Annotated in this window: 25 protein-coding genes; 16 read left to right on the top strand and 9 right to left on the bottom strand. The window is 40.5% G+C overall.

Translation table 11 applies throughout. The features are described 5' to 3' along the window. Window positions 1–237: 237 nt before the first annotated feature. Together ACGF49_RS09715 and ACGF49_RS09710 are read right to left on the bottom strand one after the other, a co-directional pair. Window positions 238–645, bottom strand: a complete 408-nt coding sequence (locus tag ACGF49_RS09715) for a type II toxin-antitoxin system HicB family antitoxin (protein ID WP_113043795.1) — start codon at window positions 643–645, stop codon at window positions 238–240. Window positions 646–708: 63 nt separating this feature from the next. After that, window positions 709–897 carry a type II toxin-antitoxin system HicA family toxin gene (locus tag ACGF49_RS09710; protein WP_046397782.1) on the bottom strand — a complete coding sequence of 63 codons (189 nt, stop codon included), beginning with the start codon at window positions 895–897 and terminating at the stop codon, window positions 709–711. A 745-nt stretch (window positions 898–1,642) separates the two neighbouring features. Here ACGF49_RS09710 and ACGF49_RS09705 point away from each other — a divergent pair. The 7 genes from ACGF49_RS09705 to aroG all read left to right on the top strand — a co-directional run bounded on the left by ACGF49_RS09705 (window position 1,643) and on the right by aroG (window position 9,317). Next, complete coding sequence (locus ACGF49_RS09705) at window positions 1,643–2,539, top strand: tail fiber protein (protein WP_113043796.1); 897 nt, start codon at window positions 1,643–1,645, stop codon at window positions 2,537–2,539. Between the two features lie 439 nt (window positions 2,540–2,978). Then, entirely contained in the window at window positions 2,979–3,335 is a 357-nt protein-coding gene (locus ACGF49_RS09700; protein WP_387490742.1) for a tlde1 domain-containing protein, read from the top strand. Further along, a complete protein-coding gene (locus tag ACGF49_RS09695; RefSeq protein ID WP_011145765.1) occupies window positions 3,332–3,715 on the top strand; it encodes a hypothetical protein in 384 nt (127 codons plus the stop codon). Before ACGF49_RS09700 ends, ACGF49_RS09695 begins: the two co-directional genes overlap by 4 nt. 406 nt (window positions 3,716–4,121) lie before the next feature. After that, entirely contained in the window at window positions 4,122–5,036 is a 915-nt protein-coding gene (locus ACGF49_RS09690; protein WP_113043797.1) for a tail fiber protein, read from the top strand. Window positions 5,037–6,183: 1,147 nt separating this feature from the next. Continuing rightward, complete coding sequence (gene nadA / locus ACGF49_RS09685) at window positions 6,184–7,224, top strand: quinolinate synthase NadA (RefSeq protein ID WP_113043798.1); 1,041 nt, start codon at window positions 6,184–6,186, stop codon at window positions 7,222–7,224. A 54-nt stretch (window positions 7,225–7,278) separates the two neighbouring features. Then, window positions 7,279–8,004 carry a nicotinamide riboside transporter PnuC gene (pnuC, locus tag ACGF49_RS09680; protein ID WP_113043799.1) on the top strand — a complete coding sequence of 242 codons (726 nt, stop codon included), beginning with the start codon at window positions 7,279–7,281 and terminating at the stop codon, window positions 8,002–8,004. Window positions 8,005–8,264: 260 nt separating this feature from the next. Next, a complete protein-coding gene (gene aroG / locus ACGF49_RS09675) occupies window positions 8,265–9,317 on the top strand; it encodes a 3-deoxy-7-phosphoheptulonate synthase AroG (protein ID WP_113043800.1) in 1,053 nt (350 codons plus the stop codon). A gap of 96 nt (window positions 9,318–9,413) precedes the next feature. On the opposite strand, the gene gpmA is transcribed toward aroG, so the two are convergent. The 4 genes from gpmA to modE form a co-directional block, all read right to left on the bottom strand. Then, window positions 9,414–10,166 carry a 2,3-diphosphoglycerate-dependent phosphoglycerate mutase gene (gene gpmA, locus ACGF49_RS09670; RefSeq protein ID WP_113043801.1) on the bottom strand — a complete coding sequence of 251 codons (753 nt, stop codon included), beginning with the start codon at window positions 10,164–10,166 and terminating at the stop codon, window positions 9,414–9,416. Between the two features lie 159 nt (window positions 10,167–10,325). Continuing rightward, window positions 10,326–11,150 (bottom strand): CPBP family intramembrane glutamic endopeptidase, encoded by an 825-nt coding sequence (locus tag ACGF49_RS09665; RefSeq protein ID WP_191214954.1) that lies wholly within the window; start codon window positions 11,148–11,150, stop codon window positions 10,326–10,328. 285 nt (window positions 11,151–11,435) lie between these two features. Next, window positions 11,436–12,911: a molybdate ABC transporter ATP-binding protein ModF gene (gene modF, locus ACGF49_RS09660; RefSeq protein WP_113043803.1), complete on the bottom strand. Its 1,476-nt coding sequence runs from the start codon at window positions 12,909–12,911 to the stop codon at window positions 11,436–11,438. Window positions 12,912–13,087: 176 nt separating this feature from the next. Further along, window positions 13,088–13,879: a molybdenum-dependent transcriptional regulator gene (modE, locus tag ACGF49_RS09655; protein ID WP_113043804.1), complete on the bottom strand. Its 792-nt coding sequence runs from the start codon at window positions 13,877–13,879 to the stop codon at window positions 13,088–13,090. A gap of 182 nt (window positions 13,880–14,061) precedes the next feature. Between modE and ACGF49_RS09650 the strand changes: the two genes are divergently transcribed. The 4 genes from ACGF49_RS09650 (at window position 14,062) to modC (ending at window position 16,983) form a co-directional block, all read left to right on the top strand. Beyond that, window positions 14,062–14,196 carry an AcrZ family multidrug efflux pump-associated protein gene (locus ACGF49_RS09650; protein ID WP_112876254.1) on the top strand — a complete coding sequence of 45 codons (135 nt, stop codon included), beginning with the start codon at window positions 14,062–14,064 and terminating at the stop codon, window positions 14,194–14,196. Between the two features lie 248 nt (window positions 14,197–14,444). Next, complete coding sequence (modA, locus tag ACGF49_RS09645) at window positions 14,445–15,215, top strand: molybdate ABC transporter substrate-binding protein (protein ID WP_387490736.1); 771 nt, start codon at window positions 14,445–14,447, stop codon at window positions 15,213–15,215. Between the two features lie 17 nt (window positions 15,216–15,232). Next, window positions 15,233–15,925 (top strand): molybdate ABC transporter permease subunit, encoded by a 693-nt coding sequence (modB, locus tag ACGF49_RS09640; RefSeq protein ID WP_113043806.1) that lies wholly within the window; start codon window positions 15,233–15,235, stop codon window positions 15,923–15,925. Further along, the gene (gene modC / locus ACGF49_RS09635) at window positions 15,919–16,983 is read left to right on the top strand and encodes a molybdenum ABC transporter ATP-binding protein ModC (protein ID WP_387490733.1); all 1,065 of its coding nucleotides are present in this window, start codon (window positions 15,919–15,921) and stop codon (window positions 16,981–16,983) included. Before modB ends, modC begins: the two co-directional genes overlap by 7 nt. A 69-nt stretch (window positions 16,984–17,052) precedes the next feature. Here the strand turns inward: modC and ACGF49_RS09630 are convergent, their stop codons facing one another. Then, window positions 17,053–17,871 (bottom strand): pyridoxal phosphatase, encoded by an 819-nt coding sequence (locus tag ACGF49_RS09630; RefSeq protein ID WP_113043808.1) that lies wholly within the window; start codon window positions 17,869–17,871, stop codon window positions 17,053–17,055. Window positions 17,872–18,016: 145 nt separating this feature from the next. Between ACGF49_RS09630 and pgl the strand changes: the two genes are divergently transcribed. Then, window positions 18,017–19,003, top strand: a complete 987-nt coding sequence (gene pgl, locus ACGF49_RS09625; protein WP_387490730.1) for a 6-phosphogluconolactonase — start codon at window positions 18,017–18,019, stop codon at window positions 19,001–19,003. 350 nt (window positions 19,004–19,353) lie between these two features. On the opposite strand, the gene ACGF49_RS09620 is transcribed toward pgl, so the two are convergent. After that, window positions 19,354–20,406 carry an Abi family protein gene (locus ACGF49_RS09620; RefSeq protein ID WP_387490727.1) on the bottom strand — a complete coding sequence of 351 codons (1,053 nt, stop codon included), beginning with the start codon at window positions 20,404–20,406 and terminating at the stop codon, window positions 19,354–19,356. Window positions 20,407–20,688: 282 nt separating this feature from the next. Beyond that, a complete protein-coding gene (bioA, locus tag ACGF49_RS09615; protein WP_113043811.1) occupies window positions 20,689–21,960 on the bottom strand; it encodes an adenosylmethionine--8-amino-7-oxononanoate transaminase in 1,272 nt (423 codons plus the stop codon). Window positions 21,961–22,054: 94 nt separating this feature from the next. On the opposite strand from bioA, the gene bioB reads away from it, so the two are divergent. From bioB to bioD, 4 genes are read left to right on the top strand one after another with little or no spacing between them, the layout of a single operon-like run. Beyond that, window positions 22,055–23,092, top strand: coding sequence for a biotin synthase BioB (gene bioB, locus ACGF49_RS09610; RefSeq protein ID WP_112876161.1), 1,038 nt, complete (start codon window positions 22,055–22,057; stop codon window positions 23,090–23,092). Next, window positions 23,092–24,243 carry an 8-amino-7-oxononanoate synthase gene (gene bioF, locus ACGF49_RS09605; protein WP_113043812.1) on the top strand — a complete coding sequence of 384 codons (1,152 nt, stop codon included), beginning with the start codon at window positions 23,092–23,094 and terminating at the stop codon, window positions 24,241–24,243. Before bioB ends, bioF begins: the two co-directional genes overlap by 1 nt. Then, window positions 24,227–24,994 carry a malonyl-ACP O-methyltransferase BioC gene (gene bioC / locus ACGF49_RS09600; protein ID WP_113043813.1) on the top strand — a complete coding sequence of 256 codons (768 nt, stop codon included), beginning with the start codon at window positions 24,227–24,229 and terminating at the stop codon, window positions 24,992–24,994. Before bioF ends, bioC begins: the two co-directional genes overlap by 17 nt. After that, complete coding sequence (bioD, locus tag ACGF49_RS09595; protein ID WP_228900190.1) at window positions 24,987–25,667, top strand: dethiobiotin synthase; 681 nt, start codon at window positions 24,987–24,989, stop codon at window positions 25,665–25,667. Before bioC ends, bioD begins: the two co-directional genes overlap by 8 nt. The last annotated feature ends 231 nt before the right edge of the window (window positions 25,668–25,898 follow it).

Genomic DNA, 25,898 nt, shown 5'->3' with positions numbered 1-25,898 from the left:
GTTAGCCCGGCTTTATTTTTATCCTGAAAACTAAAAATGAAAAAAGGTAATGTATCCTATTTGTGCCATCATTGTGTGCCGTGAATGCGTCATAATTATGCCATTTGTCAGCTTTGTGAGTGATATTTTTTTCTTTTAAATCAAATGGCAATATATTGGGAGGTTGAATTTTAATCGATGAATCGCAAGTCCGATCCGGGTGAATTTTGCTTAGGGTAGTTTCCTACCCTAAATCTGTTAGTGGGGAGCTATTTCTTTTCTGGCTAACTCAGCTAGAAAAGCAGAGCGGTTTTTATAGTGTCCGTTTTTCTCAATGTAGCGATCTATAGCAGTTAATAGATTACCAGGCATAGTTAAATTGAACTTTATGGCCTTTGACTCATATTTCGCTGGATCTAACTCGATGAGGGCAATAACCCCTCCATCTTCAGACAAGCGAGGATCACCGATGTAATCAGATGAGTCTTTAGGGGTAGGGACATAGCCGCCGTGTTCGGTTAAAACTTCCATGTGCTGCGCGAATGCTTTTTTAGCATCCCGAATAGCATCTTCTAAGGTATTGCCAGCAAAGAAACAGCTTTCAACATCGGGGAAGTAACCGTCAAACCCATCTTCTGTTTTAAATATAAAGAGTGGATAAATCATAGTATTACCTCTTAATTTGATCATGAGCTTTGCAGAGAAAGGGCGGTATAATTGTGCCCGTTATCATAGTAATTTCAGCCCTGAAATATTTTGTGCCTGCCGGATAACACCTTTTGATGAGTCTTTTCTTGGGTGCGGTATTGTGATTATTTTTGCAACACCGGGTTTAGTTAGAGTGATGTGACTACCGTCTTGTCTGGCCTTAACCCATCCGTCAGCTATTAGGAGTTTTATTAGTTCTGCACTACCCATAAATCCTCCGTTTGGTTAATGTATGAGTATAATACCTATACATTAATTCCGTTATCAATATATTTGTAGGTGTTATGCCTACTTTTTATCGGTGTGAAACATGCTAACTGTAACAATTAGAGGCCGAAAAGGTGATAGCGGGCATCTACTTACACTAATTGAAGCTTCAAATATCATTCAGTCAATATCTAAATGAAGTGAACTAATGAAGAAAGTTTTATTTTTTATATAGATACATCAGCGGCACTATCAATGGTAATATTTATTGCATTGATAATTGGTTATCAGAAATATATAAAAGGAGGAAAGATGTGGCTAGTAAGTAACGTTGGTTAGTCCGTCTTTATCTCCTTAGATTTTGAGGTGTACCAGTTAGGATTACGATAGGTTAAGACCCACATATAAAGTCATTAGAGTAATTCATAAAAGAGGCACTCAGAATTAGATGCCTGTTGTCATTTTAAAAAGTTCAACCTTTCGGTTTAATTACCCCGTTCTCGTAGTTTTTTACGCGCTTATTCTTTTAATTGCTTGCGAAATTTTCTATCAGACGACAGGAGTAATAGAAAAATAATTTCCCGATGTTAAATATAAATTTTTGTAGTATATTTTTGTGCCAAAATGTTGAACCAAATTCTTTTTCTGGACTAGACTTTTATTAGTGTGAATTGCAAGGGAGACTATTTTTACAATAATTTAATATGTTGATTATAAAATAATATTATTTAATTTAAGGAGAAAGTACATGAGTCATAAGAATGATTTTAAAGCTTTTTCTATTAGTGATAATGCAAATGTGGTTAGTCAAGAAAAATATGAAGAAAACCAAAGTTTGCAGACTGGATTTCCATCGGGTAATGTTACCACTCACTTGTTAAATAAGGTATTACGTCAGTCATCAACCATATCATCTGTCGTCGCTGATTTTATCGCAACACAATCTGGCAATGATGTTCTGGATGATGGAAATGTAGCCAAACTCACCGATCAATTAAATAAAGCGATAGAACAAAAAATTACGACAGATATTCCCAGTGCCTCATTAACACAAAAAGGTGTGGTTCAGCTTACAAATGTGATTGGCAATAGCGACACGTTAGCGGTTACACAAAAGCTTGTTCAGGAAGTAATAAACTCATTACGTGAGTATACCCGTGAAGAGATAGATAACCGGATTAAAACAGTCGGTGAAGTTCCTGTTGGTTCCCCTATTCCGTGGCCGTTGCCTTATCCACCTGTCGGCTATCTCAATTGTAACGGTTCTGCTTTTAATAAATTACAGTACCCAAAGTTAGCAGAAGCTTATCCTGACGGTAGGCTACCTGATTTAAGAGGCGAATTTATTCGTGGTTGGGATGATGGACGCGGTGTGGACATGGGACGCACAATGCTGTCGTGGCAGGGGGATGCGATGCAGCGAATGACAGGTTTTTTAGAAGCTGGTAACGGCATTGGTTTGATGACGCGTCCACATGATTCCACATCCGGAGTTTTTCTAGAGGGTGACTTGAGAACAATATCTCATGTGACACAAAATGGAACATCGTACGCAGTTAGTTTCGATTCATCACGTGTCGCACGTACTGCAAATGAAACTCGCCCTCGTAACATTGCATTTAACTACGTTGTAAGGGCAGCATAATTCTAGTGGCCGGAGCAGATTGAAGTAAGAATAAAGCCGGTTAGCCCGGCTTTATTTTTTTATTCTGAAAACAGAAAAAGGGTAATGCGCCGTATTCTTGTGTAATGCCTAATGCCTAATGCCTAATGCCTAATGCCTAATGCCTAATGCCTAATGCCGAAAGCGATTTTGGATTATATCAACCAGCGTGCCTACATATGCCGTAGAACACGGAAGTGAAAATCTTTAATACCAGATATTCGTGTCCATATGTCAGAAGATTCAGTTTGGAACTGGAAGCAAAAAAAGTTACAGGAAAATATGGAGAATAAATCCAGTTATTTTAGTAATGTATGAGAACTATTCAGATATGTTATTGTCTAATTGATGAGCTATATGGGTTTTATTTAATTTGTAGAAATGAAACTTAGTATTAATAATTCAAGTAGAGGCATGCACTATGACGTGGATTTATCAACAATACAGTGGTGAAATTTATCACGATACGAAGCTAATTGGCCCCGGTTGGAGTGGTCAGGGTATACATAAGAATAATCCTGCATCAGAAGGTATAAAAAACTTAGGTCCTATACCCAGAGGTTATTATAAAATAACCGGTGAAAATAGCTCAAAAGGCCCCATGACTATTATCCTTGACCCATGTAGTTATAATGATATGCATGGCCGTAGTGCTTTTAGAATTCACGGTGCTAGCAGAAAAGATCCTGAACATTCATCAGAAGGTTGTATAATTCTTAATAGAGATATACGACGTGAGATATTGCTCTCGCACGATATGGATTTGGTTGTCGAATGAAAAGACTAATATTGATATTAACTGCGATGCTTTTTACTGCTAACGCTGTGGCGGGAACAAGATCTGATGATTGTGCAGATATTAACGGTTGGAATGTTCAGCAAGTAATACAGAAAGCTGAACAAAAAGGTATTATTAAGTCTGATAATGTTGATATTTCAAAGAGTGCTAGCATTCTGTTAAATGAATTTCCTCTGAAACACAATGGTAGGATAATTACGTTAAATGATGGAGTGGAAGGGGAAAAACTCTCTACTGAGGTGATAAAGGTTTCTTTGTTTGATAAATCAAGAAACTCGACAGTAAATATTATTGCTGTCACCCTAGTATCAAACATCGAATGTTCGTTAACAGATCCTAGTGTTATAGTCATTCCATAAACCTATTCTATCAAGCAACGGAATAGATAAGGAAATAAAGCCGGGTAACCGGCTTTATTTTTTTATTCTGAAAACAGAAAAAGGGTAATGTGCCATATTTTTGCGGTAAAATTTCATAATAGCATCGATGGGGTTTCAATATGTACTCGCAACAAATGTACATATCTACACACCATCGAGATATTTTCTTAATTCCCATTTCTTGCAAAGCCGAAAGCGACTCCAAAATATTGAACTACTTATTGCTGCCAATGATACAAAAACGGTTAAGCTTATAAGTAATAAGAACACAGTGTTATTTTTTTTCTTGAACTAGACTTTGATTAGCCTGAATTACAGGGGATTATTTTTACAATAATTCAAGATGTTGATTATTAAATAACATTATTTAATTTAAGGAAAATATATGAGTCACAAGAATGATTTTAAGGCTTTTTCTATTAGTAGTAATGCAAATGTCATTAGTCAAGAAAAATATGAACAAAACTTGGGTTTGCAGGTGGGATTTTCTCCGGATAATGTTCCCACTCATTTGTTAAATAAGGTATTACGTCAGTCATCAACTATATCATCTGTCGTCGCTGATTTTATCGCGACACAATCTGGCAATGATATTCTGGATGATGGAAATGTAGCTAAACTTACCGCTCAATTAAATAAAGCGATAGCACAAAAAATTACAACAGATATGCCCAATGCTTCATTAACACAAAAAGGTGTTGTTCAGCTTACAAATGTGATTGGCAATAGTGATACATTGGCAGTGACGCAAAAGCTTGTTCAGCAAGAAATAAACTCATTACGTGAGCATACTTATACCCGCGAAGAGATAGATAACCGGATTAAAACAGTCAGTGAAATTCCTGTTGGTTCTCCTATTCCCTGGCCGTTACTCTATCCACCTTTCGGTTATTTTATTTGTAATGGCTCACCTTTTAATAAATCACAGTATCCGAAGTTGGCGGAGGCTTATCCTAGCGGTAGATTACCTGATTTAAGAGGAGAATTTATCCGCGGATGGGATGATAATCGTGGTGTTGATAGTGGTCGTGGGCTTTTGTCTTGGCAGGGAGATGCAATCAGAAATATTACAGGGTCAACTCAAGCTATACATGCTCAGATGGGCGGTGCTCCCCAGACGCCTATTGTGAATGGTGTCATGGCATCGTTGCGATATGGTACGGCAGATACACGTTCAGCAAATGGCGGCAGTAGTACTGATCTTACATATTTTGACATTGATGCATCAAGACAAGTCCCAACCGCTAACGAAAATAGACCCCGTAACGTGGCATTTAACTACATCGTAAAGGCGGCATAATTCTAGTGGCTGGAGCAGTTTGCAGTAAGAATAAAGCCGATTAGTCCGGCTTTATTTTAGGATTTTATTATTCATGTTTTTGTGATTGATGACTTGATTGGTTTATACCCGTCATCTTTCAAGTTGCCTCTTTGTTGGCTGCACTCGCTCACCCCGGTCACATAGTTATCTATGCTCCCGGGGATTCACTCCCTTGCCGTCGCGATGCATCTTGAAATCCATAGGGTATATAAAAAATTTATTCCTTGGTTGAAAACGTTATTAAAGCGGGTTCTTTTTGTAAAATGGATTATCTGATTAACTATTCATGATTTATCTATCTTTTTTTGGGAGATATAAGTATTAACAAAATCAATTTCTATTTCTCATTTTTCACTGATGGTTTTATGATGGATGGGTTTTAAACGATTGTTAAAAGTCATAGTTTTAACTCCTGGATTTAATTGGTATAAATTTTTAACAGTTTTTTTACCACTTTTTAAGTTTGCTTTTTATTACTTTTAATCATTATGGTATATCGTGTTTTATGTTTAAAAACATTAATCATACCTGCTTTTTATCTTTACTGACGCTGTTTTACTGGCAATCCTAAGTAGTTTTCATCAGTCGCTACCCTTTATGTTTTTTCGGATAATCAAGCTTTTTTCAGGACTTAAATCTTGCCGTATTAACCGTTTTCACCGCTTTTTTATTTTGCTATCTTTTATGGTTTACTTCATTAAATAACGGAGAGAAAACACTTAAATACCAGTCTATTCGGATAATGTTTTTGTGTTCTAATTTTTTTAACTCACTGTTAATGGTTAATGGGCTTCGACTGAATTTAATTAACTATCTTTCTAGAAAGCGCATTTATTATTAATTTGAATTCTCTGTTAAAAAGATGATAAACCGGTAAAACAATTTTCATGCCAAGAATTTTCTTACTTTTTAATTAAAAAATAATTTAATAAATGGCTTTAATAAAACAGCATATTATAAATATAATAATGTTTTCTGTTTAGCCATCATAGACAAAATATTTCACGATAAATTGCTATAAATTGGTTATTTTGTTTAGTATATTAAACAAAATCGGGCAAGTTTTCGGACTGAAAACCAAAATTATTGCTTTTTAAAACCATATACTAAACAGAGAGTCAAAGTAATGAACCAGTATATTGATTTTAATTCAACCATTTATCCATTCCCTCCCAAACCTGCTTTTCTCAGTAAGGATGAAAAAAAACATTACCGTGAAAAAATTAAATACCTTTTAAAACAGCAGGATGCCGTTATAGTCGCACATTATTATACCGATCCTGAGATCCAAGCTTTAGCTGAAGAGACAGGAGGGTGTGTTGCAGATTCATTGGAAATGGCACGTTTTGGCAATAATCATCCGGCCTCTACTTTATTAGTTGCCGGTGTGCGATTTATGGGAGAAACCGCCAAAATTCTCAACCCTGAAAAGCGTGTTTTAATGCCAACGCTGGAAGCTGAGTGTTCGCTAGATCTTGGTTGCCCTGAAAAAGAGTTCACCCAGTTTTGTGATGACAATCCTGATCGTACCGTAGTGGTTTATGCAAATACATCAGCAGCCGTTAAAGCACGAGCGGATTGGGTTGTGACTTCAAGTATTGCTGTTGAATTGATCGATTATCTGGATAGCCAGGGAAAGAAGATAATTTGGGCACCCGATCGCCACTTGGGGAATTATGTTCGTAAACAAACAGGGGCCGATATTCTGTGTTGGCAAGGGGCTTGTATTGTTCATGATGAATTTAAAACTCAGGCTTTGCTAAGGATGAAAGGTCTGCATCCCGATGCTGCGGTATTGGTTCATCCTGAATCACCGCACGCTGTTATTGATCTGGCTGATGCTGTTGGTTCGACCAGCCAATTAATCAAAGCAGCGCAATCTTTGTCGCATCAGAAACTGATTGTGGCAACAGATAAAGGCATTTTTTATAAAATGCAGCAAGCGTGTCCTGAGAAGCAGTTATTTGAAGCACCTACGGCTGGAGAAGGCGCGAGTTGCCGCAGTTGTGCTCATTGTCCGTGGATGGCAATGAATGGTTTACAAGCCATCGTTCAGGGGTTGGAACAGGGAGGGGTTCAGCATGAGATATTGGTTGAAAAAGAATTACGGGAAAAGGCACTTATTCCGTTAAATAGGATGCTTGATTTTGCAACTCAGTTAAAATAGAAAATTGAATAATGAGAGTAATATTTTATTGTAGATAATAATAGGATATAACAGATGGATTTTTTCAGTATTAACAACATATTAGTAAATATACCTCTGGGAAAAGGGGGGTATGATTTATCGTGGATTGAAGCGGTAGGTACGATCGCTGGCTTGTTATGTATTTGGTTTGCCAGTCAGGAGAAGATAATTAACTATTTGTTTGGACTAATTAATGTCACATTATTTGCGGTGATTTTCTTCCAAATTCAACTTTATGCCAGTTTATTGCTGCAATTATTCTTCTTTGCGGCAAATATTTATGGTTGGTATGCTTGGAGCAAGGTTAATGATCAGCAGCAGATTGAACTTAAAATACGTTGGTTAAGTTTGAATAAGGCGGTAATAATTAGTCTAATTTCTGTGCTATTGATTGCCATTATGACTTTTAATATTGATCGGGTCTTTGGCTATCTGACTCAGATTGCCGTTACGATTATGCAAAAATTTGGCTTTAATGTTCAGATGCCGATATTGGAGCCCGATGCATTCCCATTCTGGGATTCGACAATGACGGTGCTATCTATTGTGGCAATGATTCTGATGACTCGTAAATATGTTGAAAACTGGCTGATATGGATGGTTATCAATGTGATAAGCGTTGTTATCTATTTCCATCAAGGCGTGCTGGCAATGTCGTTGCAGTATGTGATTCTCTTGGGCATTGCATTTAATGGCTTCCGTTTGTGGGTTCAGGCAGCTAAGGAAAACCATTCTTTGCCATTATCTCATGTGAAATAGTTTGCTAACTATGCCAGAGAATTGTTTTGTTGATTTCTGGCATATTTTTAGGTATTTACTTTGATAATTCTCATTTCTAAAGATATTTCAACTATAAGAACAGAAATAACCACATTTGACAATATCTTGCTATGTTTTGAGTTAAGCATTGATTTATTTATTCTCTACAAAGAATATTTACAGTTTGGCTTCTAACAGTTAGATTAAAATCACAAGATTGCTTTAATTAAATATACAAAGATGTTAGATGAGAGAGGGCTATGAATTATCAGAATGATGATATAAGAATTAAAGAGATAAAAGAATTATTACCTCCTGTGGCACTACTTGAAAAATTTCCAGCAACTGAAAAGGCTGCATTGACAGTACGTAAGGCGCGTAAAACGATTCATCAAATTCTGACGGGTGAAGATGATCGTCTGTTGGTTGTGATTGGGCCATGTTCTATTCATGATCCTAAAGCAGCAATGGAATATGCCGAGCGGTTGAATGAATTGCGTGAGGAGCTGAAAGAGGATCTGGAAGTTGTCATGCGAGTTTATTTTGAAAAACCGCGTACAACTATTGGCTGGAAAGGGTTAATTAATGACCCTCATATGAATCACAGTTTTGATATTAATGATGGTTTGCGTTTAGCGCGTCAGTTGTTACGGGATATTAATGACATGGGGCTACCGGCTGCGGGGGAATATCTGGATATGATTTCTCCACAGTATTTAGCCGATTTGATGAGTTGGGGAGCAATTGGCGCTCGTACAACGGAATCTCAGGTCCATCGTGAGTTGGCTTCTGGCCTTTCCTGTCCGGTTGGTTTTAAAAATGGTACTGATGGTGCGATAAAAGTTGCCATTGATGCGATTAATGCAGCGGGTTCCCCTCATAGTTTCCTTTCTGTCACTAAGTGGGGACATTCCGCGATTGTAAATACCAGCGGAAACAATGATTGTCATATTATCTTGCGTGGTGGTAAAGAACCGAATTACAGTTCCGAACATGTCGCTGCCGTGAAGCAAGACTTGGAAAAAGCCGGTTTGTCGGCAAGAATTATGATTGATTTCAGTCATGCTAATAGTTCTAAGCAATTTAAAAAGCAGATGGATGTGTGTTCAGATGTGAGTCGGCAGCTTATCGCTGGGGAGAAAGCGATTATTGGTGTCATGGTAGAAAGTCATTTGGAAGAAGGAAATCAGAATCCGGATAGCGGTCTGCCATTGGTATATGGTAAAAGTATTACTGATGCTTGCATTGGTTGGGCTGATACTGAAATTTTGTTACGTCAATTGTCGTCGGCAATAAAAGCGCGTCGTGGCTGATAACATTTTTCCAATGTAAAAAAACCGGAATCGACAACTCCGGTTTTTTATGTTTGCTGGAAAATAGGGTGTCAGCAATTTTTTATCGGCAATGAATTATTTCGCTTTACCTTGGTTTGCTACAGCCGCGGCTTTTGCTGCGATTTCATCAGCGTTACCCAGATAGTAATGTTTGATTGGTTTCATGTTTTCGTCGAATTCATAAACCAGAGGTACTGCTGTTGGGATGTTTAGCTCAAGAATAGTTTCTTCGCTCATATTATCCAGATATTTAACCAAAGCACGCAAAGAATTACCGTGCGCTGCGATAATCACTTTTTCACCTTGAGCAACACGCGGTTTGATAACTTCTTCCCAGTAAGGGATCACGCGTTCAATAGTCGTTGCCAGGCTTTCGGTCACGGGTAACTCTTCTGGCTTCAAATTCGCATAACGTGGATCATGGCCTGGGAAACGTTCATCATCTTTAGTTAAATCTGGTGGGGTGATAGCAAAACCACGACGCCATAGTTTAACCTGATCATCGCCGTATTTAGCTGCGGTTTCTGATTTGTCCAAACCTTGCAGAGCACCATAATGACGTTCATTTAGTTTCCAGCTTTTTTCAACAGGTAACCACTGTTGATCAACCTGATCCAGAATGTTCCACAGCGTATGGATAGCGCGTTTTAGCACGGAGGTGTAGGCAAAATCAAAAACAAACCCTTCTTTTTTCAACAGTTGCCCTGCTTGTTGAGCTTCGGCGCGACCTTTTTCAGATAACGCGACGTCAGTCCAGCCAGTGAAACGGTTCTCTCTGTTCCACTCGCTTTCGCCATGTCTTACCAGAACCAGTTTAGTGACAGCCATAGCTTAAACTCCTTAAAAGTCAAACTTAATGATAACTGAGCGCATTATATTGCCCTATGCACTAGAACAGCAATCAATAGTCTTGTTTCAAACTTTATTTGCTTGAAAAGCTGAATTTCTTGCAGATTGCTGAATAGATACCGGGCAAGTTTGACACGTTTATAGTGCGGTCACCAACTTGATTGGGTAAGTAAAGAACAGCAAATGGACTAAGTTGAGTGCGAAATGGAATCCAACAGCGACCCACAGACGGCCACTCCACATCCATGCTAGCCCATATATTAATCCGGCAAGTGTAGCAAACATCATCAGTAATGGGCCGCCGACGAAGTGTGCGCCGCCAAAAATCAAAGCGGTGATGATCAGGGCAAAATAGGGGTTAATCCACTGACTTAACCTCTGTTGGATATAGCCACGGAATAGCGCTTCTTCTGCCAGCGAAACGAAGAAAATATTGGCCAATATAAACATCGGTAACCATTGTGGCATGTGCAGTTCAACTGCGAGTCCTCCGAGAGCCGTTGCTATGCTTAACAATACAGGAATAGCAATAGCTAAGATTATCCATGCATAAGGCCAAATTTTGGTCAGTGGCTTTGTTGTAAATAGGCTAGGCATGCAACATAACAGCAGGAAAGGAATGAGTGCTTTGTCAAAGTTGAAATACATTGAGAATGGGGCACTATGAGGGCCTACCTGAACTTTATCGAGATATTTCAGATTATTAAAACCTGGGAGCAGATGTAGGAATAATGCCACTGCAAAGGCGAGTAATAGTAGCTCAGTTGTGATTTTAATGATGTTATTTTGTTGAAAATAGATACGTAGCGCACCTAACAAAAAAATAATCGCAATAGTGGCGACTGCCGGATAAATCATAGTTTGAGTGACAAATCCGGTAATAACTGCGGCCAGTAGAACAATCAGTGCAGTAGTGCGGTGTATAGCTAATAATGCCAGTGATGTAGCAAGTAAACCCCAAATCATATATTTCCCTTTATTTTTAACAAATTAAAAAAGGATCTGAAAAGCAGACCAAAAATTGATTATGGATGTTATTTAGTGAGCAAAAATAATAATGCATGATAACTAAATTGCGATGTTTTTTTCACTGGTCGGAGAAGTTCTCATGCTGGTAATAATCGTTCCTTAATTCAGATTGTTTGGTCAATAATCAATCACCTTATTAAGATACTAATAGAAATGGCTGTGATGAAAATTGGCTAGACTCATAAGTAAGATCCCCTCATAACGGGGAACTATCAGAAATCAATCAGAAACTTTCTCCGTTTTGTAGCGGTATAGATCACCATCAGGAATAAATATCAGTCGGTGAGTAATGCATTGCGGCGCATCTTCCTGATGATGAGAAACAAACAGTAGTTGAGTATCGCCATCAGCAATCATGACATCAATAAAACGTAATACCAACTGGCGGTTGAGTGGATCAAGCCCTTGGAGAGGTTCATCAAGGATTAATAAAGCCGGATGTTTAACCAGTGCGCGAGCTATCAGAACAAGTCGTTGTTGTCCCCATGAAAGGCTGTGAAACGGGCCGTTGGCAATCTGAACAGATAATCCTAATAAAGCCAGCCATTCATCAGCAAGTTGCTGCTGGCGATCTGATACTGTCTGATAAAGACCAATTGAATCGAAGAAACCGGACAGAATCACATTACGAACGCTGATACTGACACGATATTCCAGATGAATGCTGTTGCTAATATAGCCAATATGGCGTTTGATATCCCAAATGGTTTCGCCGCTACCGCGTTGACGGCCAAACAGGATCAGCTCATTACTGTAGCCTTGAGGATGATCTCCGGTAATCAGACTCAGAAGCGTTGATTTTCCGGCACCATTTGGGCCAATAATTTGCCAATGTTCACCTGAATTCACTTGCCAATCTAGCCCATGCAAAATTGGCTGATCATTATACTGAACGATACCATTACGTAGGATAATCAGCGGTTGATCGGGCGGTAGCTGATTATCGACAGGAAATTCATCTGTTTCAGGTAAATGAATACCGTTCAGTTTTTCACTGTGTGCCAGTTGAGCTACCAAGGAATCTGCCATCACTTTTTCTTTGATGCCAACAGAGGTTAGCTGGCAATCCGCTAGTACGCCAATCTGATCAACAAAATCTGGGATTTCACTGAACCGGTTAAGGATAAGTACCAAAACGATTCCTTTTGATGACAATTTTTCCAGTAATTCAGCGAGTTGACCACGGGAAAATAGATCAAGACCATTAAAAGGTTCATCCAGAATCAGCAAATCAGGTGAAGCCATCAGTGCCTGGCAAAGTAATGTCTTGTGGGTTTCACCAGTAGAAAGATATTTAAAACGACGGGAAAGTAAATCCATAATACCGAACTGTTTTGCCAGTTCCAGGCAAAGTTCGTTATCTTTATGATAAAGCTGGATAATTTCTGCCGCAGTGCGGCCGGTATCATCTTCATCATCACTGAGCATATCAGTATTATTGCGTTGCCATTCTTCTTCCGTCAGTTTTTGTAATTGTTCTAGAGAGACGCGGGCGCACCTGCGAAATGAGCAATTTCGTTCGCCGGAAAGTAGGACTAATTCATTTGAAAGCGCACGGGCCAATGATGATTTTCCGCTACCATTAGCGCCAATAAAAGCCCAATTTTCGCCAGAGGCTATTTTTAGTGATGATAACTGCAAGGTACGAGTATCACTTAAACGGAAACAGCCTTGCGTTATTTGCAATTCAGACATCTTTTATTCCTTTTTAAGCAATGCAAATATCTTTCCACAAATAAGCGGAATGCCACGGAATGTCAATATTAACTTTTAATTAACATTTAATATCGGACACTAGGTGATGCGTAAGGCACGTAACACAATGATATTACTGGATATTATGAATTGTTCAGTGATAATGGAATCAATTCTTAACACAGAGTTGCAATAATTACTTGGTCAGCATTAAAAAGTGCAGTGATTTTATCTCCAGAATGTAGTTTCAGGTTATTTGCTTCTTGATTGGGCAGAGTAGAACAGAGGATTTCACCGCCATCAAGAACAATAATAATTTCTGTGTTCTCTTCGCTGGTTTCAATTTTACTGATCAGCCCTGTCAGGGCATTGTCGAAATGACCGATAGAAAACGGCTCTTTAGTGAGTTTCACCCAAGGTGCTTTAATGAGCGCCAATACCTCTTTACCTTTTGCCAAGCCAAGACGGTTAGCGCTTTGTTCTGTTAATGCCGCATTCAGTGATGTTTGACCATCTGTCAGCAAGATGCGGATATGTTGCTGCACCTGATTATGGTCACGGTCAGTAATTGTGCCAAAGAATTGGTTACGGGCGCTGGTTTGCAGAGAAAAACGGGAAATGGCCGCTAACAGACTGTCGAGGGGAAGTTGGTTATCTTTTAGCACATCAAAGGCTTTTTGCTGAATTTGTGTCAGTAGATCGTAAAGTTGCAATAGACGTTCGCCATAATGGGTAAGATTTGTCCCGCCGCCTCCTTTACCACCTGTAGCACGGTCTACCAGTATTTCGTCTGCCAGCTGATTCATTTCATTAATTGCGTCCCAGGCGCTTTTATAACTGATACCGGCCTGTTTTGCTCCCTGACTGATAGAACCCGTTGCTTTAATCTGTTTTAGTAATAATATTCGCCGTGGATCTGCGAATAACCGTTGTTGTAATTTCAGTGTCAGTAGAATTTCGGCTTGCATAATAGTTTTTTTTAGTAAATATAATCGTAAATTTTGATAGGCTAACCCGAAAAACGCACGTTTAGCCGGTTACTGTTGTCTGTCTTTGTCTAGAATGGTACTAATTATAGCGGTATTACCTGCTATGGTTAAAAATGTGTTATGTTGCTGGCTCATTTAATGAGCCATTGTGTGAGGCTACCATGTTTGAGTTGATTAAAAGTATGGCTTTCGCCCTGGTCATGGTACCGGTAGTGACGGCCGGAATTTTAGGTTTAATTTATGGTCTTGGGGAACTGTTTAATATCGTTTCCCGTATTGGTCGTTCTGAAAAGTAAAACTAATATTTCTTTTACACCAGATGCTATTCTGATTACCCGGTGATTAACCGGGTAATTTGTCTTAATTAATCATAATCAATTCCATTTTATTCATTTGGTTTTCCTATTACAGTATTTTACTTCGAATTAAATTAGATAGTAAAAGTTGCTCACAATTTGCCGATTAATATTGGAACACTCTTCCAATTGACGTTATATCTTGTTATACACGATGAACTAATAGGTAAGAAGCAGGTGGAAAACAAATGAAAAAGAGTTTTGGCAAACTGCTAGTCGGCGTTGTCGTTTCTTTTGCTTTGACGTGGCAAGTGTGGGCTACGGAAAAAGTCACATTATTCGCTGCCGCCTCGTTGACTAATGCACTTGATGATGTTGCGGCGTTGTATAAGCGAGAGAAAAAAGGTGAAGTGGTGGCTTCTTATGCTGCCTCTTCCATTTTGGCTCGCCAGATTGAGCAAGGTGCGCCGGCAGATATTTTTATTTCCGCTGATCAACAGTGGATGGATTATGTTGCCGGGAAGAAACTGATTATTGATGAAACTCGGTTGACTATGTTGGGCAATCAACTCGTTCTGATTGCACCGAAAGCGAGTAAACTCAATAAAGTTGATATTAATAAAGAAACCAAATGGAAATCCTTATTAGAGGACGGTCGTCTTGCTGTTGGTGATCCAGATCATGTTCCAGTGGGTATTTACGCTAAAGAGTCTCTGCAATATTTAGCAGCATGGGAGAGGGTTAATCCTCTGCTGGCGCGTACCAGTAATGTGCGCAGTGGGTTGGCGCTGGTGGAGCGTGCTGAGGTTCCATTGGGCATTGTTTATGGTTCGGATGCCGTTGCCAGTAATAAAGTCAAAGTGGTGGGGATTTTCCCGGCAGAGAGCCACAAACCGATTGAATACCCAATGGCGATTATCAAAGATCATAGTAATTCCACCGTTCTCGATTTTTATGAATATTTGAAAACCCCTAAAGCCGTTGAAATTTTTAAACGTTATGGTTTTCACCCACTTTAGGAATAAATTTTTTGGCGATGTTGAGTGAATACGAATGGCAAGCCATCATTCTCAGTCTGAAAGTGTCCGGTATGGCAGTGTTATTTAGTCTGCCATTTGGGATCTTGATGGCATGGATTCTTGCTCGTTTCCAGTTTCCCGGTAAATCATTACTTGACAGCATTATCCATCTGCCGCTGGTGTTACCACCCGTAGTCGTGGGTTATTTGCTGCTGATCAGTATGGGACGTCGTGGATTTATTGGTGAATGGTTATATGACTGGTTTGGCATCAGTTTTGCATTCAGTTGGCGTGGTGCGGCGCTAGCTTCTGCTATTGTTGCTTTTCCGTTGATGGTCAGGGCGGTACGTCTGGCGCTGGAAGGTGTTGATCGGCGGCTGGAACAGGCTGCTCGTACTTTGGGCGCGAATCCGTTGAAAGTATTTTTTACTATCACATTGCCGCTCTCTTTGCCTGGGATTATTGTGGGTACTGTGTTGGCATTTGCCCGTTCATTGGGTGAATTTGGCGCAACTATCACTTTTGTATCCAATATTCCAGGCGAAACGCGGACGATCCCTCTGGCAATGTATACCTTGATTGAAACACCTGGAGCAGAAATGGCTGCGGCTCGTTTGTGCATCATTGCCATTATTCTAGCGTTGATGTCACTGATGGTTTCTGAATGGCTAACCCGTTGGGGAAGGAGACGTTTGGGAGCAACATGTTAGAGCTAGATTTTGAGCAACAACTTGGTGATCTTCATTTACAGGTCAATACACAGTTAGCTACTGAGGGGATCACGGCTGTTTTTGGTCTTTCAGGCGCTGGGAAAACTTCACTGATAAATGTTATTGCCGGCTTGATACGCCCACAGAAAGGACGGATTGCCCTTAATGATTATGTGTTGGTAGATATTGGAAAAGGTATCTGCTTGCCATCAGAGCAGCGTCGTATAGGCTATGTTTTTCAGGATGCACGGCTTTTTCCTCACTATCGAGTAAAAGGTAATCTTCAATACGGGATGTCTCCGGAGATGAAGCCAGAATTTGATAGCATTGTTAGTTTGCTAGGAATTGAGCACTTACTATCACGTTTTCCTCTTACCTTGTCCGGCGGTGAAAAGCAGCGGGTTGCTATCGGTCGTGCTTTATTGACGGCACCGGATCTGTTGTTAATGGATGAACCGTTGGCATCGCTGGATCTCCCCCGTAAAAGAGAACTACTGCCTTATCTTGAAAAGCTTTCTGAAGAGGTCAACATCCCGATTTTATATGTCAGCCATAATCTGGATGAGATTCTTCGTCTGGCAGAAAATGTACTCGTCATGGATAACGGAAAAGTCAGGGCAACGGGAAAATTGGAAGAGGTTTGGTCCAGTAGTGCATTACGTCTTTGGTTACAAAAAGAGACGCTTAGCAGTATTCTGAATGTTTCAATGGTTGAACACCATAATCGTTATGAAATGACAGCGGTGGCACTAGCTGACCAGGCTTTATGGTTGCCGAAAATTGATGTTCAACCGGGAACCGATTTGCGTATCAGAATAGATGCTTCAGATGTTTCATTAGTACTGGAACCTTCTCGCGGCAGTAGTATCCGTAATATTTTAGCGGTGAAAGTGGTTGAGTTCTTTGATGATGATGGACACGTTGATGTCAAATTGGTGTTGAGTGGTCACTATTTATGGGCAAGGGTCACTCCATGGGCAAGGGATGAACTTAATTTGCGCTCTGGGCAGTGGCTTTATGCTCAGATAAAAAGTGTTTCTCTTAATCGGCAACTGTAGTCTCTGTTATAAATAACAACGGGGAGCTTATCGGAGGTTCCCCGGACAGTCATTTTGTCAGACAAGCAATTAAAGGGCATACTTGCGAATAACTTCGGCAATACCTGGCTGAGTATTATCCAGTGTTACCAGATCGGCTTGTTCTTTAATCGCATCCACACTGTTACCCATAGCGACACCGAGTCCGGCGGCTTTCAGCATGCTCAGATCATTAAAATTATCACCAAAAGCAATGACATCTTTCATCTTCATTCCCTGTGATTCAACCCACTGTTTCAAGCGCATACCTTTACTGTTACCTTTCTTGGTAATATCCACTTGATCGAACCATGACCATTCACACGAAAGACCTGTGTCATTTGCGATTTGTGCAGTCACTTCCCGCAGTTTTGCCAAATCAGGAGAACAGGTTGCAAATTTCCAGATAGACTGTACTTCGTCAATAGCATGTTGAAAGCTATTAACATGTCGCATAGTTGGGCGTTGAGATTCAGGTAGGGTTTCAGACCATTTTATGGTACGGACAACTGTGTCATACGGTTCTTCATATAACATGGCATCATCTACATACATCAGACGGTGAATATCTGTATTTTTTAAGTGGGTGAGAACTTTTATAGCTTCCTGAGTTGACAGTGGGTCTGAGGCTAAGACTTTCTTTTCATGATAATCAAACAGATAAGTACCATTACAGCAGATGGCAGGCGTGTTGAGTTGCAAAGCCTGATAAAAAGGGTGGATAGCAACATGATGACGGCCAGTGGCAATTAGCACCTTAATACCAGCTTTACGTGCTTCATTTAGTACAATGAGTGATTCTGGCAGGATATTTTTTTGAGGATCGAGTAGTGTACCATCCAGATCCAGTGCAATGATGCGATATGACATAAATTAGCCTCATAACTATATATAATGTAAGGATATTACATTAGAACTGAATAAAGCTACACCAATTGTGCGGTGAGTTTAACCGATAAAACCAATCGAGTCGTTACAGCACAATAAAATGGTAATGGATAATTAAGGAGTGAAGATGAAACAAGTGGTTTATACGGCGAGTCCAAACAGTTGTCAGATTCATGTTTGGAGCCTGAATAATGAAGGTGAGTTATCACTCATTCAGACAGTTGATGTACCGGGGGAAGTACAACCCATGGTGGTTAGCCCGGATCGTAAACATCTTTATGTTGGCATCCGACCACAATTCAGTATTGTCACTTACCAGATTGGCTCTAGAGGAGAACTGGTACAACAGGGGATTTCATCAATACCGGGTAGCCCGACTCATATCTCTACTGATAAACAGGGCCGTTTTCTATTCTCTGCCTCCTATAGTTATAACAATTTGAGTGTCAGCCTAATTGATGATCAAGGTATTGTGGGTGAACCTGTTCAGGTTATTGTAGGCTTGCAAGCCCCGCATTCGGCTAATATTGACTGGGATAATAAACAACTATTGGTTCCTTGTCTGAAAGAAGATCGCATCCGTATTTTTGAGATGGCGGAAGAGGGCTATCTAACAGAAAAACGCGCTGAGAAAATCACTACGGCAATAGGTGCGGGTCCTCGTCATATGGAATTTCATCCAAATCAGCAGGTGATTTACTGTATTAATGAACTGGATTCTACGGTGGATGTTTATCGCAAGTGGGAAAAATACCGGCTTATTCAGAGGATTGATTCATTGCCGGCGGATTTAGCGGGTGTTCGTTGGTCTGCTGATATTCATATTACACCGGATGGTCGTCACCTTTATACCAGTGAACGGACTTCAAGTTTGATCAGCCATTTTGTTATTTCACAAGATGGTTCTAATTTGACGCTGGCTGGGCACTATAAAACTGAAACTCAGCCGCGTGGTTTTGCTATCGATCAGAGTGGAAGATATCTGATTGCATCCGGTCAAAAATCTGACCATATTTCAGTCTCTTCTATTGATAAATATACCGGTAAATTGACTGAATTGGCGCACTATCCAGTAGGTAAAGGCCCAATGTGGGTCACGGTGCTAGCCCTGTGAATTTGATAAGATTGTTGGGTGTTAACGGCGGTTGTATGTGCTAGCTACGGTTTAATCTGGTGTAAAGAACCGGTAATTACCAGATCAAGTTTGAGTTAATACAACTCCAAATTTCGCAGTCATACAACCGGACAGATGCAGAAATGGTTTTCTGTGTCTGCTCGGTTGCACTAAACTCATCCACTAAATTTTCTGGTCATTTCTGTTGCAAAATTTCTTGTGAAAGTTTTCTACAAGATTTTTGCATTGAAATTGCCATTTTCGTCGGATTGTACATGCAGAAATAAATTTGCAAATAGTTTTTCACTATGATTTGTTGCGCTTATTTATGGTTAGCCATGCTAATGAAGTTAAGCTTGTTCAACATTTTTTGCATTGGGATATTGATTCTTACTCGCTTCTGGGGTAAATCTCACTACTGTTCCAGTACTATAGTTTTGAATATTATTTTTCATGTCCTTAGAGTTGGCAAAAAATATAGCTTTATCCTTTTGGCTTTTTATCAAGGCATATCGGGTATCGACTATTTTTACTATTTCTCCTATATGAGTAACATCTAGTTTATTTTCATCCCCCCATCCTATTATTATTGGTAGAGATGATAGCCCCGTGGATAATTGTTTATTTTTCCAAAGAGAATGAATACTGCATAATTCACTCATTTTGATGTTATTTTCAATAATAGATAACAGTTTTAAATTAGATGGATTGATCCACCGGATAATTTTTAAGCACTTCTCATAACTTTCAACAACCTTATTAATTATGTGTTCCATTTGGTATGCATTTTTAGAGCGCCACAAAGGTTCATGATGTGACAACCGATTTCGGATCTTGTTGATTTCTTTTAACTCATTGCCGATACTATTAATAGAAAGAGGGCGCTGAGTTTGTGTATCTAAAGCATATGGAAAAACTAATCCACGAAGTTCAGGCCATAATGTTAGATATGAATTTCTTTGTATATCGTAACTATTATTTACCATTGATACCCAAAAACCTAGTGTGAGTTTTGCAATATAATTCTCTGGGGTTAATGTTTTCCCATCTTTTTGTAGTTGCCTTGTTGCTGACAAAATGTTCCTATATGCTTCAGCATTATTTTTTTGAGTGAAGACATTAATAAACCAGAATTTATCAATCTTGTTTTTTTCTACTTGCCATTGTGCTTGGTTAAACGTGTTTTCAATTTTTATCTCTTCATAACGGATATATCCTTGATAAATGGCGTTGCGTAGGGAGACTTCGATAATTTGGAGTGCGGGGAAAAAAGCACTGGCAAGTTGTTTGTTCCACAGATAGATGCCCAAGCATTCTTCTTTTGTCATTCCACCTAATACAGGAAGCTGATAGGTAGAAAATCTGTAACTCGATAGTGAATCTATAATTGTCGTTATGGTCATAGTTGTTCATTTCCCTGTAGAGTTGTTTAACTATACCTATATTAAGGCTTGCTTTATATTCTATGTAAAGCTGGTGTTGACATTTTTGCCTATTTGCTGGATAATCTTTACCCAGAGGTAACTCTACTTGTGTAAGCACCCGCCCCTACTCATTGCGAAGGTCGGAGTGTGAAGAAATTTTTCAAAAAGGCTCCCAATTAGGAGCCTTTTTTGATCGAGCTGGAATTTAGCTTTATTAACTGTTCAGCAATAAATTCAAAAAACTTGTTTAATAACAGAAAATCACAAATTAATTGCCCCAGAGACAGCCTTTGTCAGGCGTGAAAGTTGCTCTGGTTGAATAATATAAGGCGGCATCAAATAAATCAGCTTGCCAAATGGTCTTATCCAGACACCTTGAGAAACAAAATAGTGTTGTAGCATCGCCATATTCACGGATTGCTTCATCTCCACGACGCCAATTGCACCTAATACCCGAATATCAGCCACTTTTTCATGGTGTTTTAGTGGCATCAACTCACTCTTTAATTGGTTTTCAATTGATTTAATACGTTGTTGCCAAGGGCTTTGTAATAACAAGTTCAAACTGGCTTCTGCTATGGCACAAGCTAATGGATTGCCCATAAACGTTGGGCCATGCATAAAACAGCCTGCTTCACCATTGCTAATCGTTTCGGCTACCTTACGGGTTGTCAGTGTTGCTGATAGTGTCATGTAGCCGCCTGTCAGCGCTTTCCCTACACATAAAATATCTGGCTCAATTTCAGCATGTTCACAAGCAAACAATTTTCCTGTGCGGCCAAAGCCGGTGGCAATTTCATCTGCAATTAATAGAATCCGGTGCTGATCACAAAGCATTCTGACCTGACGCAGATATTCAGGATGATAAATTCGCATTCCTCCAGCACCCTGTACGATGGGTTCAAGGATCACCGCGGCAATATCAAGGGAATGCTGCTCCAGCAAAGTGCGAAATGGCATGATATCCCGCTTGTCCCATTGAGAATCAAATCCGCACTGAGGCGATTCGGCAAATAGATGGGGTGGCAGGTAGCCTTTGTAGAGATTATGCATTGAATTGTCGGGATCACAGACGGACATAGCGCCGAATGTGTCGCCATGGTAACCGTGGCGTAATGTCAAAATACGCTGGCGTTTCTCACCTTTTGCCTGCCAGTATTGCAATGCCATTTTCAGAGCTACTTCCACTGCAACAGAACCTGAATCAGCCAGAAAAACACATTCCAGTGATGGCGGGGAGATTGTCACTAATTGCCTGCAAAGTGCGATTGCGGGTGGATGGGTAATTCCACCAAACATGATATGGGACATCTGATCAATCTGAATTTTAGCGGCTTGGTTCAGTACCGGATGGTTATATCCGTGAATGGCGGCCCACCAGGAAGACATACCATCCACTAGCTTACGGCCATCAGCCAACTCGATTTCCACCCCAGAAGCGCCAACGACAGGGTAAACCGGAAGAGGGTTGGTCATGGAGGTATAGGGATGCCAAATATGGTGTAGATCAAATTCAATATCAGAAGAAGTCATAAAGCTTAACGTAAACCAATTTTATTAAAATTGGTTGACAGTATAGCGGCATTATTTAAACTGACTAGACTTTTTTTACACTGGAGATGTTATTGTGATTGAGCGTAAGCAATGGACAATTAAGCAGGCGCAAGAGCTGTTTGATAAACCTTTTTTCGAATTATTATTTCAAGCACAGCAGGTTCATCGTATTTACTTTGACCCACAGCAAGTACAGGTCAGTACACTACTTTCCATCAAAACCGGGGCTTGTCCGGAAGATTGCAAATATTGCCCGCAAAGCTCCCGTTACAAAACAGGTCTTGAAAAAGAGCGGTTGATGGAAGTGGAACAGGTGATTGATTCTGCTCGTAAGGCTAAAAATGCGGGTTCAACACGTTTTTGTATGGGTGCCGCGTGGAAAAATCCCCATGAGAGGGATATGCCTTATCTGGAGAAAATGGTTAAGGAAGTCAAAGCATTGGGAATGGAAACCTGCATGACACTGGGCATGCTCAATGGGTTACAAGCGCAGCGGCTGGCGGATGCAGGATTAGATTACTACAACCACAACCTTGATACCTCCCCGGAATTTTATGGCAACATCATTACGACTCGGACCTATCAGGACAGATTGGATACCCTTGATAAAGTACGAGAGGCCGGAATAAAAGTGTGCTCTGGTGGTATTGTTGGTCTGGGTGAGGCGATACGTGATCGGGCCGCGTTATTGGTACAACTGGCAAATCTGCCAAAACCGCCAGAGAGTGTACCCATCAACATGTTGGTTAAAGTCAAAGGTACGCCATTGGCTGAGAACGAAGATGTAGACCCTTTCGATTTTATCCGCACGATCGCTGTTGCCAGGATCATGATGCCGTCTTCTCATGTTCGGTTATCCGCAGGTCGTGAACAGATGAATGAGCAGACACAGGCAATGTGTTTTATGGCTGGCGCTAATTCTATTTTTTATGGCTGTAAGTTGCTCACTACACCTAACCCTGCGGAAGATAAAGATTTACAACTATTTCGCAAGTTGGGCATTAATCCTCAGCAGACTCAGACAGCATTTGGTGATAATCAGCAACAGCAGCATTTGGCAGAAGCCATTATCAATGCGGATAACGAACAATTTTATAATGCGGCATTATAATGGACTGGTCATCTTATCTTTCTCGGCAATTGTCTGAGCGTTGGGACACTTCGCTATGGCGTCAGCGGCAGGTCAATCAGAAATCAGATGGGCGTTTCCTGTATACCACTGATGGCAAATATCTTAATTTTTCTAGTAATGATTACCTTGGGTTAAGTGCAAATCCCGCAATCATTTCCGCATGGCAGCGGGGAGCCGAACAATATGGTGTTGGTAGTGGTGGTTCCGGTCATATTACGGGTTATACAAAGGCTCATCAGCTATTGGAACAACAATTGGCTGACTGGCTGGGTTATCCAAAAGCATTACTGTTTATTTCGGGGTATTCTGCTAATCAGGGGGTCATTGCCGCGTTAATGACGGAACAGGATCGGATTATTGCCGATCGTCTGAGTCATGCTTCATTAATGGAAGCGGCTATGCATTCCCCCGCTCAGCTCCGGCGTTTTCTGCATAATCAACCTGAATCACTTGCAAATTTACTGGCAACGCCTTGTGTTGGAAAGACGCTGGTGGTAACCGAAGGTGTGTTCAGTATGGATGGTGACTGCGCACCGCTAGCCGATATTCATCAGCAAACCAGAATTTCTGGCAACTGGTTAATGGTGGATGATGCTCACGGTATTGGTGTCTGTGGTGAGCAGGGAAGGGGAAGCTGTTGGCAACAGGGAATCCAGCCGGAGATTTTGATTGTCACTTTTGGCAAAGCATTTGGGTTGAGTGGCGCAGCGGTGCTTTGTGATGAGCAGACGGCAGAATACCTAATTCAGTATGCCCGTCATCTGATCTACAGCACTTCTATGCCCCCCGCACAGGCTCAGGCGCTTTCTGAAGCTGTTCGGCAGATACAATCTGGTGATGAATTGCGTCAACGATTACAGCAGAATATCAATTACTTCCGCCGGCAAGCTCAAAAACTGCCATTTAATCTGACAGATTCAACTACCGCAATTCAGCCATTGATTGTGAGTGATAATGAGCTGAGTGTGTCCTTGTCTCAGTATCTGCAACAAAAAGGGATTTGGGTTAAAGCCATCCGCCCACCAACAGTACCACCGGGCAGCGCCAGATTACGTATTACTTTGACGGCCAGTCATATGCCACAGGATATTGATATGTTGATGGAGGCGTTGCATGGGTTCCGTAGCTGAATTTGCCAATAAACAGGCGATTGCTGGAGCGTTTGGACGAGCGGCCGCCAATTATGATGTGGTAGCGAAATTACAGCAGCAAACCGGTGAATTCCTCATGCAACAAGCCGCTGGACATCCTGGTCAGTTAATATTGGATGCGGGTTGCGGTACGGGTTTTTTTAGTCACCGCTGGCGACAACAGGGGAAGCAGGTTATTGGGTTGGATTTGGCATCAGGCATGTTAGCTCATGCCCGTAAGCAATTGGCGGCTGACTATTATTTACAAGCGGACATTGAACATTTAGGGCTTGCTGACAACAGTGTTGATATCTGTTTCAGTAATCTGGTTGTTCAGTGGTGTGATAATTTATCCAGTGCTTTAAGAGAACTTTATCGGGTAACCCGCCCTGGTGGATTAATTCTATTTTCCACCTTGGCTAAAGGTTCATTGCATGAATTGAAGCAAGCTTGGAGTACGGTTGATAACTATCAGCATATTAATCAGTTCCTGCCGCAACAGACAATTAAAGATGCCTGTCAAGGATTCCGGCATCTTCTTATTAGTCAGGTTTATCGCCAGCAATATTCTCATATATTGCCGCTATTGGGTTCTCTGAAAGGAATTGGTGCGACTCACCTTCATTATGGGCGACAGCAAGGACTGATGACGCGTGGACGGCTGACTGCTTTGGAACAGGCTTATCCACGAGAAAATGAACAATTACCTCTTAGCTATCAGGTTGTTTTTGGAGTGATTCATCGTGACTAAGTGCTGGTTTTTGACAGGTACAGATACCGAAGTGGGTAAAACAGTTGTAAGTTGTGCTTTGTTACAGGCGGCAACTAAAGCAGGATATAAAACAGCAGGTTATAAACCCGTTGCTTCTGGTAGTGAAATAACATCGGCAGGTGTTCGTAATTCCGATGCATTGGCATTGCTGGCAAATAGTTCTGTATCTTTGCAATATGAAGAAGTGAATCCGTTAGTATTTGTTGAAGCGACATCACCCCATATTGCCAGTGATGACTTGAATCAACCTATTGATTTTACTGTTATGTCTACGGGGTTGTATCAGTTAGAAAAGAAAGCAGACTGGGTTTTAGTTGAGGGCGCTGGTGGTTGGTATACCCCTTTATCAGAATCGGTGACTTTTGCTGACTGGGTGGTTAAAGAGCAACTGCCGGTTATTTTGGCAGTGGGGGTGAAGTTGGGCTGTATTAATCATGCGCTACTTACCGTGGAGGCGATTATAGGTTCAGGGTTACATTTTGCAGGCTGGATAGCTAATGAGGTTGAACCCGCAGGCAAACGTCAGCAAGAATATTTGGCGACATTAGAGCGCATGTTACCTGCTCCTTTATTAGGTACGATTCCTCATTTAACGCAAGAATATTTTAATCATTTAGGGGAATATATAGATTTAAAATTACTGAATAATTAATTTGAAAGTTTAATCTGGTGGAATGTTATTTCAATGTCATGATGAATGATTACACTACTCATATCTATACCCGTCATCTTTCAAGTTGCCTCTTTGTTGGCTGCACTCACTCACCCCGGTCCAGGGCGCGAGCATACTTTTTTACCCCCCCTTGAATGAACCGTAATTATATGATCTCATTCTCCTTATTTTTCTTTTTAATACTCGCCCATGAATCCGAACCAGACCCTG

This window comes from Photorhabdus sp. RM96S (genome assembly GCF_042879335.1).
In the GTDB taxonomy this organism is placed as follows: Bacteria; Pseudomonadota; Gammaproteobacteria; order Enterobacterales; family Enterobacteriaceae; genus Photorhabdus; species Photorhabdus kayaii.
This window is presented reverse-complemented; position numbering and strand designations above follow the sequence as displayed.

What these genes read in the sequence shown, in the direction of transcription:
- nadA (WP_113043798.1), top strand. Translation starts at nt 6,184, where the DNA reads ATGAACCAGTATATTGATTTTAATTCAACCATTTATCCATTCCCTCCC.
- ACGF49_RS09630 (WP_113043808.1), bottom strand. Translation starts at nt 17,871, where the DNA reads ATGTCATATCGCATCATTGCACTGGATCTGGATGGTACACTACTCGAT.
- modA (WP_387490736.1), top strand. Translation starts at nt 14,445, where the DNA reads ATGAAAAAGAGTTTTGGCAAACTGCTAGTCGGCGTTGTCGTTTCTTTT.
- bioA (WP_113043811.1), bottom strand. Translation starts at nt 21,960, where the DNA reads ATGACTTCTTCTGATATTGAATTTGATCTACACCATATTTGGCATCCC.
- ACGF49_RS09700 (WP_387490742.1), top strand. Translation starts at nt 2,979, where the DNA reads ATGACGTGGATTTATCAACAATACAGTGGTGAAATTTATCACGATACG.
- modC (WP_387490733.1), top strand. Translation starts at nt 15,919, where the DNA reads ATGTTAGAGCTAGATTTTGAGCAACAACTTGGTGATCTTCATTTACAG.
- pgl (WP_387490730.1), top strand. Translation starts at nt 18,017, where the DNA reads ATGAAACAAGTGGTTTATACGGCGAGTCCAAACAGTTGTCAGATTCAT.
- modB (WP_113043806.1), top strand. Translation starts at nt 15,233, where the DNA reads ATGTTGAGTGAATACGAATGGCAAGCCATCATTCTCAGTCTGAAAGTG.
- ACGF49_RS09715 (WP_113043795.1), bottom strand. Translation starts at nt 645, where the DNA reads ATGATTTATCCACTCTTTATATTTAAAACAGAAGATGGGTTTGACGGT.
- pnuC (WP_113043799.1), top strand. Translation starts at nt 7,279, where the DNA reads ATGGATTTTTTCAGTATTAACAACATATTAGTAAATATACCTCTGGGA.
- ACGF49_RS09710 (WP_046397782.1), bottom strand. Translation starts at nt 897, where the DNA reads ATGGGTAGTGCAGAACTAATAAAACTCCTAATAGCTGACGGATGGGTT.
- ACGF49_RS09695 (WP_011145765.1), top strand. Translation starts at nt 3,332, where the DNA reads ATGAAAAGACTAATATTGATATTAACTGCGATGCTTTTTACTGCTAAC.
- bioF (WP_113043812.1), top strand. Translation starts at nt 23,092, where the DNA reads ATGGACTGGTCATCTTATCTTTCTCGGCAATTGTCTGAGCGTTGGGAC.
- ACGF49_RS09705 (WP_113043796.1), top strand. Translation starts at nt 1,643, where the DNA reads ATGAGTCATAAGAATGATTTTAAAGCTTTTTCTATTAGTGATAATGCA.
- gpmA (WP_113043801.1), bottom strand. Translation starts at nt 10,166, where the DNA reads ATGGCTGTCACTAAACTGGTTCTGGTAAGACATGGCGAAAGCGAGTGG.
- ACGF49_RS09690 (WP_113043797.1), top strand. Translation starts at nt 4,122, where the DNA reads ATGAGTCACAAGAATGATTTTAAGGCTTTTTCTATTAGTAGTAATGCA.
- ACGF49_RS09650 (WP_112876254.1), top strand. Translation starts at nt 14,062, where the DNA reads ATGTTTGAGTTGATTAAAAGTATGGCTTTCGCCCTGGTCATGGTACCG.
- modF (WP_113043803.1), bottom strand. Translation starts at nt 12,911, where the DNA reads ATGTCTGAATTGCAAATAACGCAAGGCTGTTTCCGTTTAAGTGATACT.
- ACGF49_RS09620 (WP_387490727.1), bottom strand. Translation starts at nt 20,406, where the DNA reads ATGACCATAACGACAATTATAGATTCACTATCGAGTTACAGATTTTCT.
- bioC (WP_113043813.1), top strand. Translation starts at nt 24,227, where the DNA reads ATGGGTTCCGTAGCTGAATTTGCCAATAAACAGGCGATTGCTGGAGCG.
- modE (WP_113043804.1), bottom strand. Translation starts at nt 13,879, where the DNA reads ATGCAAGCCGAAATTCTACTGACACTGAAATTACAACAACGGTTATTC.
- aroG (WP_113043800.1), top strand. Translation starts at nt 8,265, where the DNA reads ATGAATTATCAGAATGATGATATAAGAATTAAAGAGATAAAAGAATTA.